The 16,385-nt window shown below is 74.2% G+C and carries 15 protein-coding genes; 6 read left to right on the forward strand and 9 right to left on the reverse strand.

From position 1 onward, the window contains the following. Window positions 1-70 precede the first annotated feature (70 nt). Both ACRX5S_RS03530 and ACRX5S_RS03535 read right to left on the reverse strand, forming a co-directional pair. Entirely contained in the window at window positions 71-1,144 is a 1,074-nt protein-coding gene (locus ACRX5S_RS03530; protein ID WP_436771232.1) for a zinc-binding dehydrogenase, read from the reverse strand. A 62-nt stretch (window positions 1,145-1,206) separates the two neighbouring features. After that, complete coding sequence (locus ACRX5S_RS03535; protein WP_436771233.1) at window positions 1,207-2,409, reverse strand: LLM class flavin-dependent oxidoreductase; 1,203 nt, start codon at window positions 2,407-2,409, stop codon at window positions 1,207-1,209. A gap of 256 nt (window positions 2,410-2,665) precedes the next feature. On the opposite strand from ACRX5S_RS03535, the gene ACRX5S_RS03540 reads away from it, so the two are divergent. Continuing rightward, window positions 2,666-3,580 (forward strand): PaaX family transcriptional regulator, encoded by a 915-nt coding sequence (locus ACRX5S_RS03540; RefSeq protein WP_436771234.1) that lies wholly within the window; start codon window positions 2,666-2,668, stop codon window positions 3,578-3,580. Between the two features lie 36 nt (window positions 3,581-3,616). Here the strand turns inward: ACRX5S_RS03540 and ACRX5S_RS03545 are convergent, their stop codons facing one another. Next, entirely contained in the window at window positions 3,617-4,348 is a 732-nt protein-coding gene (locus ACRX5S_RS03545; protein ID WP_436771235.1) for a GNAT family N-acetyltransferase, read from the reverse strand. Between the two features lie 172 nt (window positions 4,349-4,520). On the opposite strand from ACRX5S_RS03545, the gene ACRX5S_RS03550 reads away from it, so the two are divergent. From ACRX5S_RS03550 to ACRX5S_RS03560, 3 genes are read left to right on the forward strand one after another with little or no spacing between them, the layout of a single operon-like run. After that, window positions 4,521-4,967, forward strand: coding sequence for an ArsR/SmtB family transcription factor (locus ACRX5S_RS03550; protein WP_436771236.1), 447 nt, complete (start codon window positions 4,521-4,523; stop codon window positions 4,965-4,967). Then, complete coding sequence (locus ACRX5S_RS03555) at window positions 4,964-6,142, forward strand: cation diffusion facilitator family transporter (protein ID WP_436771237.1); 1,179 nt, start codon at window positions 4,964-4,966, stop codon at window positions 6,140-6,142. The genes ACRX5S_RS03550 and ACRX5S_RS03555 overlap by 4 nt, the downstream gene beginning before the upstream one ends. Before the next feature lie 35 nt (window positions 6,143-6,177). Further along, complete coding sequence (locus tag ACRX5S_RS03560) at window positions 6,178-7,125, forward strand: helix-turn-helix transcriptional regulator (RefSeq protein ID WP_436771238.1); 948 nt, start codon at window positions 6,178-6,180, stop codon at window positions 7,123-7,125. A 25-nt stretch (window positions 7,126-7,150) separates the two neighbouring features. On the opposite strand, the gene gyrB is transcribed toward ACRX5S_RS03560, so the two are convergent. Then, the gene (gyrB, locus tag ACRX5S_RS03565; RefSeq protein WP_436771700.1) at window positions 7,151-9,130 is read right to left on the reverse strand and encodes a DNA topoisomerase (ATP-hydrolyzing) subunit B; all 1,980 of its coding nucleotides are present in this window, start codon (window positions 9,128-9,130) and stop codon (window positions 7,151-7,153) included. Window positions 9,131-9,577: 447 nt separating this feature from the next. Between gyrB and ACRX5S_RS03570 the strand changes: the two genes are divergently transcribed. Then, complete coding sequence (locus tag ACRX5S_RS03570; protein WP_436771239.1) at window positions 9,578-10,117, forward strand: DUF3291 domain-containing protein; 540 nt, start codon at window positions 9,578-9,580, stop codon at window positions 10,115-10,117. A 274-nt stretch (window positions 10,118-10,391) separates the two neighbouring features. Here ACRX5S_RS03570 and ACRX5S_RS03575 read toward each other — a convergent pair whose 3' ends face one another. Continuing rightward, window positions 10,392-11,117 carry an NUDIX domain-containing protein gene (locus ACRX5S_RS03575; protein ID WP_436771240.1) on the reverse strand — a complete coding sequence of 242 codons (726 nt, stop codon included), beginning with the start codon at window positions 11,115-11,117 and terminating at the stop codon, window positions 10,392-10,394. 308 nt (window positions 11,118-11,425) lie between these two features. Between ACRX5S_RS03575 and ACRX5S_RS03580 the strand changes: the two genes are divergently transcribed. Further along, the gene (locus tag ACRX5S_RS03580; protein ID WP_436771241.1) at window positions 11,426-12,262 is read left to right on the forward strand and encodes an SAM-dependent methyltransferase; all 837 of its coding nucleotides are present in this window, start codon (window positions 11,426-11,428) and stop codon (window positions 12,260-12,262) included. Between the two features lie 276 nt (window positions 12,263-12,538). Here ACRX5S_RS03580 and ACRX5S_RS03585 read toward each other — a convergent pair whose 3' ends face one another. The 4 genes from ACRX5S_RS03585 to ACRX5S_RS03600 form a co-directional block, all read right to left on the reverse strand. Continuing rightward, a complete protein-coding gene (locus ACRX5S_RS03585) occupies window positions 12,539-13,180 on the reverse strand; it encodes a GNAT family N-acetyltransferase (RefSeq protein ID WP_436771701.1) in 642 nt (213 codons plus the stop codon). Window positions 13,181-13,330: 150 nt separating this feature from the next. Beyond that, entirely contained in the window at window positions 13,331-14,062 is a 732-nt protein-coding gene (locus ACRX5S_RS03590; protein WP_436771702.1) for a type 1 glutamine amidotransferase, read from the reverse strand. Then, window positions 14,062-15,345 carry a MurT ligase domain-containing protein gene (locus tag ACRX5S_RS03595; protein WP_436771242.1) on the reverse strand — a complete coding sequence of 428 codons (1,284 nt, stop codon included), beginning with the start codon at window positions 15,343-15,345 and terminating at the stop codon, window positions 14,062-14,064. Before ACRX5S_RS03595 ends, ACRX5S_RS03590 begins: the two co-directional genes overlap by 1 nt. Before the next feature lie 439 nt (window positions 15,346-15,784). Beyond that, window positions 15,785-16,360, reverse strand: a complete 576-nt coding sequence (locus tag ACRX5S_RS03600; RefSeq protein ID WP_436771243.1) for an alpha/beta hydrolase — start codon at window positions 16,358-16,360, stop codon at window positions 15,785-15,787. Window positions 16,361-16,385: the final 25 nt, after the last annotated feature.

A 16,385-nucleotide genomic window follows, 5' to 3' on the forward strand; every position in this document is an offset into this window, starting at 1 on the left:
CACCCCCGGGGGGAGTGCGCGCCGGTCGGTGCCCTGGTGGCGGCGGTGGCGGCGTTGCCGTGGGCGGCGGTCAGCCGCGGGTGAGGTCCGGGTCGTGGACGCCGTCGCCGTCGAGGTGGGGGCGTACCAGGACCTTGACGTGGTCGTCGGGGCGGCCGAGCGTGTCGATGGCTGCGGCGACGCCAGCGAAGCCGACCTCGCCGGTGACGAGGGAGGCGGCGTCGACGGTGCCGTCGGCGATGCGCTGGAGGGTGGCCGGGTACTGCTCGGGCGGGTAGGTGAGGCACATCTTGACCGTGAGGTCCTTGTAGATGCCGACGACGGGGCGGAAGGCGTCCATGGTCATGCAGACGCCGATGAGCATGACGGTGGTGCCGCGCGGGGCCTTGTAGAGGACGTCGTTGAACATGCCGGCCTTGCCGGAGCATTCGAAGACGGTGAGGGGCTGGCCGGTCTCGGCGACGTCGCGCCAGACGGCGAAGGGGTCCTGTTCGGCGGGGTCGACGACGACGTGGGCGCCGAACGCGCGGGCGAGTTCGCGGCGGCGCGGGGAGGGTTCGGAGACGATGACGGGGGCGACGCCGCGTTCGACCAGCCCGCCGACGGCGCCGAGGCCGATGGGGCCGGATCCGATGACGATGGCGCCGCCGCCCTTTTCGGCGCCGGAGCGGGCGACGTTGCCGAAGCCGACGGCGAGGGGTTCGGTGAGGGCGGCGACAGGGGCGGGGACGTGGTCGGGGACCTTCACGAGGGCGGCGGCCTGCATCACCATGCGTTCGCCGAAGCCGCCGGGGAACTGGTTGGAGTAGCCGATGGTGCGCAGGGTGCCGCCGCCGTCGAGGGCCCAGGGGAGGCCGACGACGACCTGGCCTTCGTCGAAGCCCTCGACGCCGGGGCCGGGGCGTACGACGCGGGCGGACAGTTCGTGGCCCATGACGAGGTCGGCGTCGGGGTCGAAGATGAACGACGGGGTGTCGGAGTCGATGGACGCCTGGAGGAATTCGGCGGTGTGCTTGTACGCGGACAGGTCGGAGCCGCAGATGCCGCAGGCGGCTGTCTCGACGAGGACCTGGCCGGGGCCGGGGGTGGGCTCGGGGACGTCGTCGACGGTGAAGTGCCCGCCGCGCAGGACCGCTGCTCGCATGGTGGTCGCCTCTTCGGGTGTCGGGATCTGGAGGAGTGAAGCGGGGGAGGGAGGACGGGGCGTCAGGACGCCGGGTCGTCGCTGTCGCGGTGCTGCTCGAAGGCGGCTTCGACGGCTTGGCGGAGCGCGCCGATGAACTTGCCGCTGTTCCGGTTGGCCCAGGCCATGGAGGCGTGGCGAGGGCGGTTGGCGCCGGTGAAGTGCGGGATGACGTACTCGGCGAACAGTTCGTAGCTGCGGTTCTTGGCGGCGGGGTCGGCGATGGGGAGGTCGAGGAGCAGCAGGGTGCCGAAGCCGCCGGACTTCTCGGCCATGGCCTCGATGCGGGCGATGGCGTCGGCGGGGGTGCCGATCATGGCGACGCCGAAGGTGGGGAAGCCGTCGGTGGTCCACTGGCGGACGGCGTCGGCGGCGGTGCGGCCCCAGGGCATGGTCATGCCGGACAGGCCCTCGATGTAGCGGACGAGGTGGAGTACGCCGTACTCGGCCTGGCGCCGGGCTTCTTCCTCGGTGTCGGCGAGGTGCATGGGGACGACGAGGCGCCAGGTGTCGCGGTCGGCGGTGTGGCCGTTCTCGGCGCAGGTCTTGGCGTAGATGTCCCAGTTGCCGGAGAGGGCTTCGAAGCCGCTGGGGTCGGATGCGGCGAGCGAGAGGAGCGAGAGGCCGTGCGTGCCGGCCTGGACGGAGCCGGAGGGGGACACGGTGGACGCGCAGGCGACCTCGATGCCGCCGCGCTGGTAGGGGGCGAGGTGCAGACGTGCCTCGTCGAGGGTGAACCAGTCGGTGGTGCGGGTGACGGTCTCGCCGCGGAGGAGGGCGACGACGGATTCGAGGGCTTCGGCCATCATGCCGCGCTGCTTCATGGGGTCGATGCCCATCATGAAGGCGTCGGAGGCGAGTTGGCCGGGTCCGGCGCCGAGCATGACGCGGCCCTGGGACTGGTGGTCGAGCTGGACGATGCGGTCGGCGAGGACGAGGGGGTGGTGGTAGGGGAGGGAGTTGACGCCGGTGCCGAGGCGGATGCGGCGGGTGCGTTCGGCGGCGGCGGCGATGAAGACCTCGGGGGAGGCGATGGTCTCGTATCCGGCGCTGTGGTGTTCGCCGATCCAGGCTTCTTCGTAGCCGAGGTCGTCGAGGCGGGCGACGAGGTCGAGGTCGCGGCGTATCTGGAGGGTGGGGTTGCCGTCGATGCCGTGGTACGGGGCGATGAACGCGCCGAACCGGGTGGGCCCGTGGGCGGTGGAGCGGGGTGCGGCGTCGGTCATGGGGCTGCCTCTCGGGCCGGGGGTCCTGGGTGTTCGGGGGTGTCGCGGTGCCCTGCCGCTGTCGCGGCCGCCCGGATCCAGAACGTTGGACGCAAGTTATTGATGATCTGTCTTATGTCCTATCGTTGTGGGGTCGCGAGGTCAAGGGCCGCCGTCCCTGTCGCTGCCGAGGCCGTTGCTGACAAGGCGCCGCCGATCCGAGATCATCAACGGGCCCGCGCCCCGTCCCCGAGGTCCCCGAAGCAAGGAGCGGCCCATGACCACCGCACCGCGCACCCGCCGCCGCAGCGACGGCAGTCCGAGCGCCCGCACCCTCCTGCTGACCGTGCTCGGCGAGTACGTCGGGTACGCGGGCGCGGACCGCGTCTGGTCCGCGGCGGTGGTCGACGCGCTGCGGGCGTGCGGGGTCGAGGAGACCGCGGCGCGGCGGGCGATCACGCGGCTGACGCACGAGGGCTGGTTGACCACGGAGCCGGCCGGCCGGTTCACGCGCCTGGTGATGACCCCGCGCCTGGTCCGCCTGCTGGCGAGCTGGACGGCGCGGCTGCGGCGCGCGATGGAGGAGACGCCGTGGGACGGGACCTGGCAGCAGCTGCTGATGCGCGTCCCGGCCGCCGCCCGGACGGAACGCGCGGCGGTGGAGGAGCAGTTGGCGTTCCAGGGGTTCGGCACCCTCGGGCAGGGCGTGTGGATCGCGGCCGACGCGGGCGGGATCGGCGCGCTGCGGGAGCTGGTGGCGGAACTGGGGCTGGGCGGGCACGCGACGTGGCTGACCTGCCGCACGGCGGCCGGGCAGGCAGGGCCGGCGGGCGGCGTCGGGGTGGAGTCCGGTGGCGGTTCCGCGGCGGACCGCGCGCTGGCGGCGCAGGCGTGGGACCTGGACGCCGTACGCCCGTTGCACGCCGACTTCCTGGCCCGCTTCGCCGATGCGCGGGCGGACGGCGACGAGGAGGCGTTCGTGCTGCGGACGCGGCTGGTGCACGCGTGGCGGCTGACGTTCGACAAGGACCCGCGGCTGCCGGGTGTGCTGCTGCCGCCGGACTGGCTGGGGCACGAGGCGGCGGAGTTGTTCGTGCGTACGTGGCTGGACTGCCACGAGGCGGCCGACCGCTGGTGGGCCCGCCTGGACCGGGACCCGCGGCCGGTGTCGGCGCAGCGGGGGACGGCCTGACGGGAGTCGGGGCCGGGCTTCGGGGGTTCGCGCGGCTCAGGTGGACGGTGCGCCCGGGTCCGCCGGAGCCGGTGCGTCCGCCAGGTCGAGGATCATGTCGAGCGACCGCGTCCCGTCGGGGCCGGTGAACGCGCCCGCCGTCCGGAAGCCGTGCTTGGTGTAGTGGCGGATGGCGCGCGGGTTGTCGGCGAGGACGCCGCCCCACAGGATGACGCGCTGCCGTCCGAACCGGCGGGCCACGTCGGCGACGAGCGGGAAGACCCGGGAGCCGGTGCCCCGGCCCTGGTGGTCGTCGGCGAGGGTGGGGCCGAAGCGGCAGTCGGCCGGGGTGAGGCGGATGCCCGCGCGCCGGTAGCGGGCGATGTCGTGCGGGGGCAGGTCGAGGCTGAGCTCGAAGAGGCCGACGATGGGGCCGGGTTCCGCGGGGGAGGGGCCCTCCGTCGTGGTTCCGAGGTGTTCGAGGACGAGCCTGAGCTTGTCGTAGCGCGCGATCGCGGCGCACAGGTCGCGGGCGGCGGCCAGGTCGTACCCGTCGAAGGTGCTCAGGCGCCGCGTCTCGGCGGACAGGCCGGTGAGGAACGCGGCGAGGCGGTCGGCGTCCGCGTGTTCGAGCGGCCTGAGGACCAGCGCGGAGCCGTCGGGGCCGCTCAGGCGGTACGTGAGGAGCGCCGGGTCGTCGGCCACGGCCGTCAGCGTCAGAGGCGGGGCGGGGCCGTAGGCGGGTCGGCGTCCGTCCTCGCGTTCCCGGCCGGCGGCGGCGTTGGGCATGCGCGGGTCCTTCGCGTCGGAGTCGGTGTGCCTTGCCCTCGTCGTTCCCTGCACTCGGAGTGTCCAGGCATCCGGGTGGTCTGACGCGGCGTCAGGCATTGCGCTTGCATACCCCCCTCCCCTATGGTTCACATATGAAGACTTGTTCATATGAGGCGACGGGGGTCCCTCGGTGACCGCCGTGCAGCCCGCGGCCGCGTCCGGAACCGACGCCGACGCCGACGCCGACGCCGACGCCGCGTGCGCGGTGCGCATCGTGGACGCCGACCGCGTCGCAGCGGTCCGCGAGGCGCTCCCGGACGAGGGCCGCGTCGCCGACACGGCCGCGGTGTTCGCGCTGCTCGGCGACCCGGGGCGGCTCAAGCTGCTGGTCGCGCTGCTGGAGGGCGAGATGTGCGTGTGCGACCTCGCGGCCGCGTGCGGACAGGGAGAGTCGGCGGTCTCGCACCAACTGCGCCTGCTGCGCGCCCACCGCGTGGTCACCGCCCGCCGGTCGGGGCGCATGGCGTACTACCGGCTCGCGGACGCGCACGTGCGCCTGCTCCTGGACGTCACCCTCGCCCACCTCGAACACGCCGGGCCCGACGCCCCGGCACCCGCGGGGGGTGCGGACCGATGACGCCGACCGGCGAGGTCCCGGACCAGAACCGCCGCCGCGGACACGAACGCGGACACGAAAGCGGACACGAAAGCGGCGGTGAGAGCGGCCACGGCAGCGGCCCGCACGACCACGACCACGCACGCGACCTCGGACCCGGACCCGGACCTGGACCCGGGTCCGGACGCAAGCACGACCACGCGCACGGCGACTCCCACGCCGGGCACTCGCACGGCGTCTCGCCCGACGCCGACCGCCGCTACCTGACCGCCGCACTGGTCCTGATCGGCGGCTACATGGCGGTCGAGGTCGTCATCGGCGTCATGGCCAAGTCCCTCGCGCTGATCACCGACGCCGGCCACATGCTGACCGACGCCGTGTCGATCGTGCTGGCGCTGGTCGCGATGAAGCTGGCGGCGCGCCCGGCGCGCGGGCGCTGGACGTACGGCCTCAAGCGCGCGGAGATCCTGTCGGCGCAGATCAACGGCATCACGTTCCTGCTGCTGGTGGTGTGGTTCACCTACGAGGCGGTGCACCGGCTGATCGATCCGCCGGACGTCGAGGGCGGCCTGGTCGTGGCCACGGCGGTGGCCGGTATCGCGGTGAACGTGGCCGCGGCGTGGCTGATCAGCCGGGCGAACCGGACGAGCCTGAACGTCGAGGGGGCGTACCAGCACATCCTGAACGACATGTGGGCGTTCATCATCACGACGGTCTCCGGCGTGGTGGTGATGACGACCGGCTTCGCCCGCGCGGACGCGATCGCGTCGCTGGCGGTCGCCGCGCTGATGCTGAAGGCCGGTCTGATGCTGGTGCGCGAGTCGTGGCGGATCCTGCTGGAGGCCGCCCCCGCCGGACTTGAGCCGGACCGGATCGGCGCCGAACTGGCGCTCCAGGAGGGCGTGTCCGAGGTGCACGACCTGCACATCTGGACGATCACGTCCGGCTTCCCCGCGCTGTCGGCCCACGTGCTCGTGGACGCCGGGCACGACTGCCACGCGGTGCGCGACCGCCTGGAGCGGGTGCTGCGGGAGCGCTGGCAGGTCGAGCACACCACCCTCCAGGTCGACCACGCGCCGCCGGGGGTCTGGGAGATCGCCGGCGGGCCGCGGGCGGAGGGTGCCGCGAGCGCCGGACCGCCGCACTGCGCGGACCCGCACGGTGCCGTGCACCGTGCGGCGGGGACGTTCCGGTGACGCGCGATCCGACAGACACGACCTACACTCCGGGGGTGGATGTGACCCGGGGCGCCGCGGACGGCCGTACGGACGGCGGCCTCGCGCGCCCGGCGGCGGACGGCGGGCAGGACGCCGCGCTCGACGCGGTGGCGGTGCTCGCCGATCCGGTGCGCCGGGCCCTGTACCGGTACGTCGCGGCGGCGGGCCGGGAGGTCGGGCGGGCGGAGGCGGCGGAGGCGGTGGGCGTGCAGCGCACCCTGGCCGCGCACCACCTCGACAAGCTGGCCGAGGCGGGCCTGGTGGACGTCGCGTTCGCGCGTCCGGCGGGCCGCGGCGGGCCGGGCGCGGGGCGTCCCGCGAAGGTGTACCGGCCGGCGCCCGGGGAGGTGTCGGTGTCGGTGCCGCGGCGGGCGTACGACGCGGCGGGGATGGTGCTTGCGGAGGCGCTGGAGCGGCTGCGCGCGGACGACGCGGTGGCGCGGGCCGGGCGCGAGGAGGGGTACGCGGCGGGGCTGCCGTTCCGGGGCCGGGGCGCGGCGGGGGGGCCGGGGAGCGTGGCGGAGCAGGGCGTACGCCTGGCCGAGGCGCTGCGCGCCCGGGGCTACGAGCCGGAGCAGGTCCCCGGGGCGCCCGGGGCCCCCGACGGCGTCGGGGAGCAGGGCGGCGCCGGAGACACCTACGGCGGTGGTGCGGCCGCCCCCGTCACGGCCGCACCACCGCCTTCCGGACCCTCCGGGCCCGTGCCTTCCGCACCACCGCCGTCCCTCGCGGCCCCGTCGGCCGCGACCTCGTCGGCCGCGCCCCGGACGGGCCCCCTGCGTCTGCGAAACTGCCCGTTCCACCGCCTCGCCGAGCAGTTCCCGCCGCTGGTGTGCGGCATGAACCTGGCGCTCCTGGAGGGCCTTGTCGACGGCGCGGACACCCCGGCTTGGCGCCCCAGGATCGCCCCGTCCGGTGACGGCTGCTGCGTGGTCCTGGAGCCCGTCCCGCCGTCCTCCTGACCCCGCGACGTCGTGTGACGCCGCGTCAGATGTCGAGGAAGCGGACGTCCTTGGCGTTGTGCTGGATGAAGCGGCGGCGCGCCTCGACGTCCTCGCCCATGAGCACGGAGAACAGGCTGTCGGCGGCGGCCGCGTCGTCGAGGGTGACGCGGCCGAGGACGCGGTGGTCGGGGTCCATGGTGGTGGTGCGCAGTTCCTCGGCGTTCATCTCGCCGAGGCCCTTGAAGCGCTGGACGGAGTCGTCCCGGAGGCGGCGTCCGGCCTGGCGGCCGTGGTCGAGGAGCATGTCGCGCTCGCGGTCGGAGTAGGCGTACTCGACGTGCTCGCGGCTCCACTTGATCTTGTAGAGCGGGGGCCGGGAGAGGTGGACGTGCCCGTCCACGACGAGGGGCCGCATGAAGCGGAAGAGGAAGGTCAGGAGCAGGGTGTTGATGTGCTGGCCGTCGACGTCGGCGTCCGCCATCAGGATGATCTTGCGGTAGCGGAGCCGGGCGGGGTCGAAGTCGTCGTGCACGCCCGCGCCGAGGGCGGAGACGATCGCCTGGATCTCCTGGTTGTGGAGGATCTTGTCGATCCTGGCCTTCTCGACGTTCAGGATCTTGCCGCGGATCGGCAGGATCGCCTGGAAAACCGGGTTGCGGCCGGACTTGGCGGAGCCGCCGGCGGAGTCGCCCTCGACGATGAACAGCTCGCACAGCGCGGGGTCGTTGCTCTGGCAGTCGGCGAGCTTGCCGGGCAGGGACGCGGTCTCCAGGAGGCTCTTGCGGCGGGTCAGGTCGCGGGCCTTGCGGGCGGCGGCGCGGGCGGTGGCGGCCCGGTGGGCCTTGCGCACGATGTCGGCCGCTTCGTTCGGGTTCCGGTCCAGCCAGTCGGCGAGGTGCTCGTGGACGAGCCTGTGCACGAACGTCCGGGCGTCGGTGTTGCCGAGCCGGGACTTGGTCTGGCTCTCGAACTGCGGCTCGGCGAGCTTGACGGAGACGATCGCGGCCAGGCCCTCGCGGATGTCCTCGCCGGCGAGGTTGGCGTCCTTGTCGCGCAGCAGCCTGCGCTCGCGGGCGTAGCGGTTGACGACGGTGGTCAGCGCGGTGCGGAAGCCCTCCTCGTGGCTGCCGCCGTCGTGGGTGCGGATGGCGTTGGCGTACGAGTAGACGCTCTCCGCGTACTGGCCGTTCCACTGGAGGGCGATCTCGGCGGAGAGCAGCCGCGCCGGGTCGGCGGCGGCGAGGGAGACCACGGTGGGGTGGACGGGGTCGCCCTTGCGGGCGTTGAGGTGGGCGACGAAGTCGGCGATGCCGCCGTCGTAGCGGTGGGAGGCGGTCCGCCCGGCGGACGGGGGGCGCTCGTCGGTCAGGGTCAGGGTGAGACCGCGGTTGAGGAACGCCATCTCCTGGAAGCGCCGGGCCAGTGCGTCGAAGGAGTAGTCGACCGTCTCGAAGATCGTGTCGTCCGCCCAGAAGGTGAGGGTCGTGCCGGTCTCCGCGGTGGCCTCGCGGCGGGCGAGCGGGGCGGTGGGGGCGCCGCGCCGGTAGTCCTGCGTCCAGCGGTGGCCGTCCGTGCGGATCTCGACGGACAGGCGGTCGGAGAGGGCGTTGACGACGGAGAGGCCGACGCCGTGCAGGCCGCCGGAGACGGAGTAGCCCCCGCCGCCGAACTTGCCGCCGGCGTGCAGCACGGTGAGCACGACCTCGACGGCGGGGCGTTGCTCGACCTCGTGCACGCCGACGGGGATGCCGCGGCCGTTGTCGGCCACGCGCACGCCGCCGTCGGGGAGCAGGGTGACGTCGATGCGGTCGGCGTGGCCGGCGAGCGCCTCGTCGACGGAGTTGTCGACGAGTTCCTGCACGAGGTGGTGCAGGCCGCGTTCGCCGGTGGAGCCGATGTACATCCCGGGCCGTTTGCGCACGGGGTCGAGGCCACTGAGGACGGTGATGGCGTTCGCGTCGTAGGACACGCCGCAGTTCGGCGCGGGTCGGCGGGCGGGGTCGTCGGCGTGGGAGCTGTTCACGGTCACGGGCGCTCTCGCTTTCGGGCAGGGCGGACCGCGCTCCGGCACGGCGGCGCGGGAGCGGTCGGACGGTCGGCAGGGATGCGGACGGGCCACGGCAGCACGAAGAAGACCCCCGGGCCCTCAGGGGTCCGAACTCACGGCCACCGGAACGGACTTCAGAGTATCGGAGGACGTCCGACCCATCGGGGCAGGAAGGGTTCTGTACGCCCGCCTGAACGCCGAAAAGCGCAGAACTCAATCCCCCCCAAGCATCCGACCCCGAAATCGACCTGAGGCACCCTCTGGCGGCTTTCCCGATGTACCGCCGCGCGGACTTGCCGCCACTATTTCCGGCGCTTCGGCGAGGCCGGCGCGGCTGCTCCCGGCGCCGCCTGAACCGCTGCGGCGCCTTCTAAAAACAATGATGATTGACATACTCCGGCGTGAGATGGTGACATGACGCCCATGCCGAACACTCCTGCCCACACAGCCCCGAACTCGCCCGCCGCCGCCCGCTCCACGGCCGCCCCGACGGCACCGCCGGGAGCGGCACACCACGTCGCGCAGCTCAACGTGGCGCGCCTGCTCGCCCCCATCGACTCACCGCAACTCGCCGACTTCGTCGCCGGACTCCACAAGATCAACCTGCTCGCCGAGTCCTCGCCCGGCTTCGTGTGGCGCCTCATCGGCGACGAGACCGACCGCGACGCCACGTACGTCCCGACCGTCTTCGACGCCGACGTGCTGGTGAACCTGTCGGTGTGGGAGGACGTCGACAGCCTCTGGGAGTTCGCCTACCGCGGCCCGCATCTGGAGTACCTGCGCCGCCGCAACGAATGGTTCGGCGACATAGGCGAGCGCTACCAGGTCCTGTGGTGGGTGCCCGCCGGCACCGAACCCACCGAACAGGACGCCGCCGCCCGCCTCGACCACCTCCGCGCCCACGGCCCCACCCCCGAAGCCTTCACCTTCCGCCAGCGCTACCCCGCCCCGGACGCCGCCTGACGACGCGTGGCGGAAGGACCTCAGGCGCGCGCATGCGCGGTGGCGCGCGCCTGGGTGGGCCCAGATAGGCACCCCGCCACCAACCCGTGGCCGCGGCTGCGCCGTTCCCGTCCCACGGAAGAACGTGACCGAGGAGGAGGGAAGGCGCCCGGACGGGGACCGCAGGGGCGACCACCCGATCGAAGGAGACGGCCGGCCGGCCCGTCCCGCCCGCGGCCCCGAAACGGACCCGATCAGCCGGTGCCGGGGCGCGGATGGGCCGGGAGCGCCGCGGTCAGTGGCGGGTCCAGTCGGGTTGGGCGAAGTCGGCGGCGCGGGCGTCGGGACGGCCGAGTAGCACCACCTCGCGGAACTGCCACAGCAGCGCCCCGGTCGGGGCGTGCATCACCATGTCCGGGCGCAGCCACATTTGCAGCAGCGGCGGGCCGCCCGGCTGGGGGAGCCAACGCGGGGTGTCCGGCGCCGCCAACCGCTCCAGCTCCACCGGATACACCGCGTGCACCTCGTGGTTCGGCGTCAGCACCACCGGACCGGCCACCGCCGCCACGACCGGGGTGATCGCGAAGCCCGACGCGGCCGGGAAGTCGTCCAGCCGCCCGAGGACCGCGTCCTCGCCCAGCACCAGGCCGAGTTCCTCGCCGAGTTCGCGCAGCGCCGCGCCGACCGCGGACTCCCCGTCGTCCATCCGGCCGCCCGGCAGGCCCCACTGCCCGGCGTTCCGCCCCCGGTACGCGCGCTTGATCACGACCACGGACGGCACGCCGTCGAACTCCGCCACGCACAGCACCACCGCGGCCCGCCGCATCCCCGGCGCGTCGGCGACCGCGATGTGCCGGAACGCCGCCAACCGCTCCCGCGCCGCCACCGCGAACCCGGCCACGTCCGAGACCACATCCGGGTCCGGGGTCGAGCCCCTGTCCGGGCCCGGATCCGGGTGCGCATCCGGGTTCGCATCCGGGTCCGGGTCGATGTTCGAGCCTGCGCCTGTGCCCGCGCCCATGCCCGGCCCCCTTTCGACGGGATCATTCGACGGGATCATCAGGCTAGTGCGCGCCGCCGCCCCGGGTACGCCGCCCCCGACGCGGGGAACGGCAGCACGCAGGCCCACCCGTCCGACCCCGGGCAGCAAATCTGACACATCGCCAAAAACCGTTCCCCGCACGGCAATCGGCGCCGCGGCACAGCTGCCCGACGGCACCCGGACGGCGCAACGAGCCAGTAGGATCATCGGCCGTGGGCCACCGGCGGCCCGCCCGTTCCCGCGCCGCGCAGTGCGCCGCGCGTGCGAAGCCGAAGTGGAGACGACCGATGCCCGACACCCACGACGCACCCGACGCCCGGGACCCGCTGGAGAACTGGACGCCCACCGGCATCGACGTGACCGTCCCGAGCATCGCCCGCATCTACGACTACCTGCTCGGCGGCAAGGACAACTTCGCCGTCGACCGCGACGTCGCGACCCAGCTCCTCGGCGCCGCGCCCGGCCTCGACGAGGCCGCCGTGTCGCACCGCGCGATCCTCGCGCGCGGCGTGCGGTTCCTCGTCGACCAGGGCGTACGCCAGTTCGTCGACCTCGGCTCCGGACTGCCCTCGGCGCAGAACACCCACCAGGTCGCCCAGGCGACGGCCCCCGACACGCGCGTCGTGTACGTCGACAACGACCCCATCGTGCTCGCCCACGGCCGCGCCCTCCTCGCCGAGAACGACCGCACCACGGTCATCACCGCCGACATGCGCGACCCCGTCGGCGTCCTCGCGCACCCCGACCTGAACCGCCTGGTCGCCATGGACCAGCCCATCGGCCTGATGCTGCTCGGCGTGATCCACCACATCAACGACGACGAGGACCCGTCCGGCCTCGTCAAGCGCTACCTGGACGCGCTCCCGTCCGGTAGCTGGCTGTTCCTCACGCACTTCCTCGCGGTCGGCGCCGAGTCGGAGGCGCTGGAGCGCGTCATGCAGGGCTCGCACAAGACGGGCCGCTTCCGCACCCGCGAGGAGATCGAGGGCTACTTCGCGGGCCTCGAACTCGCCGACCCCGGCGTGGTCTACCTCGACCTGTGGCGCCCCGACGAGCCCCTCGACGCCGACAGCCTGCCGCAGAACCGCCGCCTCGTCCTCGGCGGCATCGCCCGCAAGCCCTGACCCCCGCCCCTCCGGCGGCGCGCGGCCGTAAGGAACGGGGGTACGGGGGAGGGAAGTCGGGCAGGTCGGCCGCGGGCCTGCGGAGGCGGGCGCGGGGGAGCCGGCTCGGGGAGGACGGGGTGGGGGCGCCGCAGAGTCGTGCGTGGCGCGATCCGCTCCGCCACCGTCCGCGCCCCGGGCCGGAGCCGGGCCGGCATGCGGTCCATGGGTAGGGGGCGACCGGGAGGGCGTACGCGCCCCGACCCCGCGCGCCCAGGCCGAAGCCGGCATGCCCGTTCAGGTCCCGGCGAGGTAGCGGCCTCGGGACAGGGCGTACACCTTCACCCGGGTGCCGCGCGACGGCACCACGGTCTCGCGGTCCTCGGCCATGCCGAGCCGCCGCATCACACGCAGCGAGGGCGCGTTGTCGACGTGGCACACGCTCACCACGCGCGGGAGCCGGGCGTACGAGAACGCGAAGCGCAGCACCTCGCGCGCCGCCTCGGTGGCGATCCCGCGGCCCCAGAACGGGCGCCCGAGCCGCCAGCCGATCTCCACCGAGGGCATGACCTCCGGCAGGAACACCGGCTCGGCCAGGCCCACCCACCCGGCCAGCACACCCGCCGGACGCCCCGAACGGTCCGAGCCCCCGGAAGCGTCCCCGGAAACGTCCGCCGAACCGCCCGAACTGCCCGTGCCGCCCGCGGCGTCCCCAGCGTCCGTGCCGCCGTTCCGCAGCTCGACCGCGAACAGACCGAACCCGAGCGTGTCCCACGCCCGTTCGTACGCCGCGATCGCGGCCCCGGTCTCCTCGCGCGTGCGCACCCGCCCGTCACCGACGTAGCGCATGACCTCCGGGTCCGCGTACATCGGCGCCAGCGCCTCGACGTCGTCGGCGCGCCACCGCCGCAGCAGCAACCGCTCTGTCTCGATCTCCATCACCACGCGCCCATGCTCCCGCACCAACGCCGGTGGGCGCGCACCCCCACGGGGTACGCGCCCACCGAACAACGAAGCCGACCGTCCAACGACACACGCGCAGGCGCGAACCTCAGCACACCTCGCCGCGGCCGCCCCGAGGGCGCCCGGTCAGGCGGACGCCGCCCGCACCGCGCGCAGCCGCTCCGTCCGCAACTGCTCGTGCCATCGGTCCTCCAGCGGCGTCAGCGGCACACCCGTCGCCCACGTGAGCAGCAGGTCCGCCAGCGCCGGGTTCCGGGACAGCACCGGGCCGTGCATGTACGTGCCGATCACCCGGCCCGCGAACGCCCCCTCCCTCCCGTCCTCCGTGCCGTTCCCGAACCCGGCTGTCACCCGCGCGAGCGGCTTCACCCCCGGGCCCAGGTGCGTGACGCCCTGGTGGTTCTCGAACCCCGACAGCGCCGGCAACCCCAGCGACGGGTCCACGTCGCCCAGCACCTCGCCGACACACCGGCGACCCACCGGCCCGCGCCCCGACTTCACGTCCAGCAGCCCGAGACCCGGCTCGACGCGGTCCAGGTCGTCCACGAACTCGTGCCCGATGATCTGGTAGCCCGCACACACCGCCAGCAGCGTCGCGCCGCGCCCGACCGCCTGCCCGAGACCCGGGTCCCGGCGCAGCCGCTCCGCCGCCAGCCGCTGCGGCCGGTCCTCGCCGCCGCCGATCAGGTAGATGTCGCCGGACGTCGGCACCGGCTGGTCCGACCGCACGTCCACGCGCTCCACCCGGATCCCGCGCATCTGCGCCCGCCGCTCCACGATCAGCGCGTTGCCCTGGTCGCCGTACGTGCTCAGCAGGTCCGGGTAGATCCACACCAGCCGCAGGCTGCTCATCCCGATCACGCCTGGGCCTCCTTGATCGTGCGGCGGAGCTGCTGGAACGCCGTGTAGTTCGCGATGACCTCGATCTGCCCCTGCGGAGCGGCGGCGACCGCGCCCGCGAGGTCGTCGTGGACGGTGAACGTCAGCCCCGCCACGTCCAGGCGCACCGCCAGGTCCAGGCGGCGCTGCCCGAGCACGAACAGCGGGCGCCCGGCCAGCTTGGTGTAGTCGACGTCCCACAGCCACGAGGTGTCCTTGCCGTCCGCGTCCAGCGCGTTCACGGACAGGATCACCGGCGCCGGAGCCGGGTCGATCAGCGAGAACGTCTCCAGCCACCCCGCCGGGTTCTTGGCGAGCAGCAGCCGCAGGTTCCGGCCGCCGTACGGCACGACGTCGTACCGGCCCGCGACCGCGGTGACGTTCTTCATGCGCGCCAGCGCGGCCGCCGTGTCCACGCCGAACACGGACGCCACTGCGGCCGCCGTCGTCGCGTTCGCGCGGTTCGCCCGCCCCGGGAGCTGGAGCTCCAGCGGCCACACGCGGCCGTCCGGGTCCACCATCTCCTCGCCGACCAGCGACCACGTCACCTGCGGGCGCCGGAAGTCGCAGTCGCCGCAGAACCAGTCGTCGCCCGGACGGTTCATGACCCCGCCGCAGGACGGGCACGACCACGAGTCGTCCTGCCACATCTGCCCGGCCGCGACCCACACCACGTCCTTCGCGGACGACGCCGCCCACACCACCAGCGGGTCGTCGGCGTTCGCCACCAGCACCGCCTGCGTGCCGCGCAGCCCCTCCCGCCACTTCTCCGCGAGCATGCGCGTCTCCGCCGCCCGGTCGAGCTGGTCGCGCGACAGGTTGAGCAGCACGATCGCGATCGGGTCCGCGTCACGCGCGACACCCGACAGGTACTTTTCGTCGACCTCGATCACGCCGAACCGCGCGTCGCCCGCGCCCGCGAGCGCGGAGGTGATCCCGGCGGGCATGTTCGCGCCCAGCGCGTTCGACACCACCGGACCGGCCGCGCGCAGCGCCTCCGCCACCAGGCGCGTCGTGGTCGTCTTGCCGTTCGTGCCGGAGACCAGCACCACCTGGAGGTGGTCGGCGAGCTGCGCCAGCAGGTCGGGGGCGATCCGCAGCGCGATCTTCCCGCCGATCACCGAACCGCTGCCCTTGCCGGCGCGGCGCGAGATGGCCGCGGTCACCCGGCTCGCGGTCACCGCCAGTTTGGACCTCGGCGGCAGCGCGTCGGGTCCGCGCGAGGGCCCGGCGCCCTGGCCCGGAACGGGGGTTCCTGTCATCGGATGCGTATCCTCCAGCGGTCTCGCCTGCCGCCAACACCCACGCCGTGCGACCGGGCGGCGGCCCTTCCCTCGGACCCCCGCACCCCGACAACCGGCCCGGGACACGGCGCCCCCGCCTCACCGGTGCGCCCGTCCGCGCGCGGCGCCCTGGGCCGTCCGCGCACGGACGGCCCGGCGCCGTACGGCACCTGACACACCCTCGGGGGTCCGCACCCGGTCCTGCCGCCAGGCGGGGGATCCGTATACGTCGCGCCAGCCTATCGAGATTGGCCCGCCGAGGTGGGACGCCGCCGCGCGCACCCGGGGGACGACGACGCGCCGCCGCCCGCCCCCGTCTCCGGCGGCACCGGTCCTCAGCCGCCCCCGAGCAGCCCGGCGGTCAGCAGCCGGTGGCAATCGACCGCCCCGCGAACCCGGGGCGGTCGATTGCGCGAGGTCACCGCTCGCGGTCCCCGAGCATCGCCTCCGCGACCTCGTCGACGGCGGCGGCGGGGATCGCGGTGCCCGCGTCGTCCAGGACCAGGAGGCGGGCCCCGGGGACTTCGCGGGCGAGGGCCTCGCCGTTGCCCACCGGGAAGAACGGGTCGCGGCGGCCGTGCACGACGAGGGTGGGGACCGCGATCTCGGACAGGCGCTCGCGCCAGCGGGGCGCGCAGTCGAGCCGGGAGAACACCATGCCGAGCTGGTTGGCCATCTGGACCGCGGGCGCGGTGCCGGGCGTACGGTCCCAGATCCGCGCCGCGGCGGCACGGGCGGCGGCGGGGTCGTTGCCGAGGACCTCCGCGCCGGCGGCGGCGAACTCCGCCACCGCCTCGCGGTCGGCCCAGTCCGGCATCGGACGCGCGAACAGCCGCCCCATCGCCGCCCCGTCGTGGTCCGGCAGGTCGCCGTCGACCGGGCCGGGCGCCACCGCACGGGTGCCGACCAGGGTGAGCGCCGAGAACACCGCCGGATGGTCGAGCACGGCAACCTGCGCGACCATCCCGCCGACCCCGATCCCCGCCAGGTGCACGGGCCCGGGGGGGGGGGGGGGGGGG

Source organism: Yinghuangia sp. YIM S09857 (assembly GCF_051388915.1).
Classification (GTDB): Bacteria; Actinomycetota; Actinomycetes; order Streptomycetales; family Streptomycetaceae; genus Yinghuangia.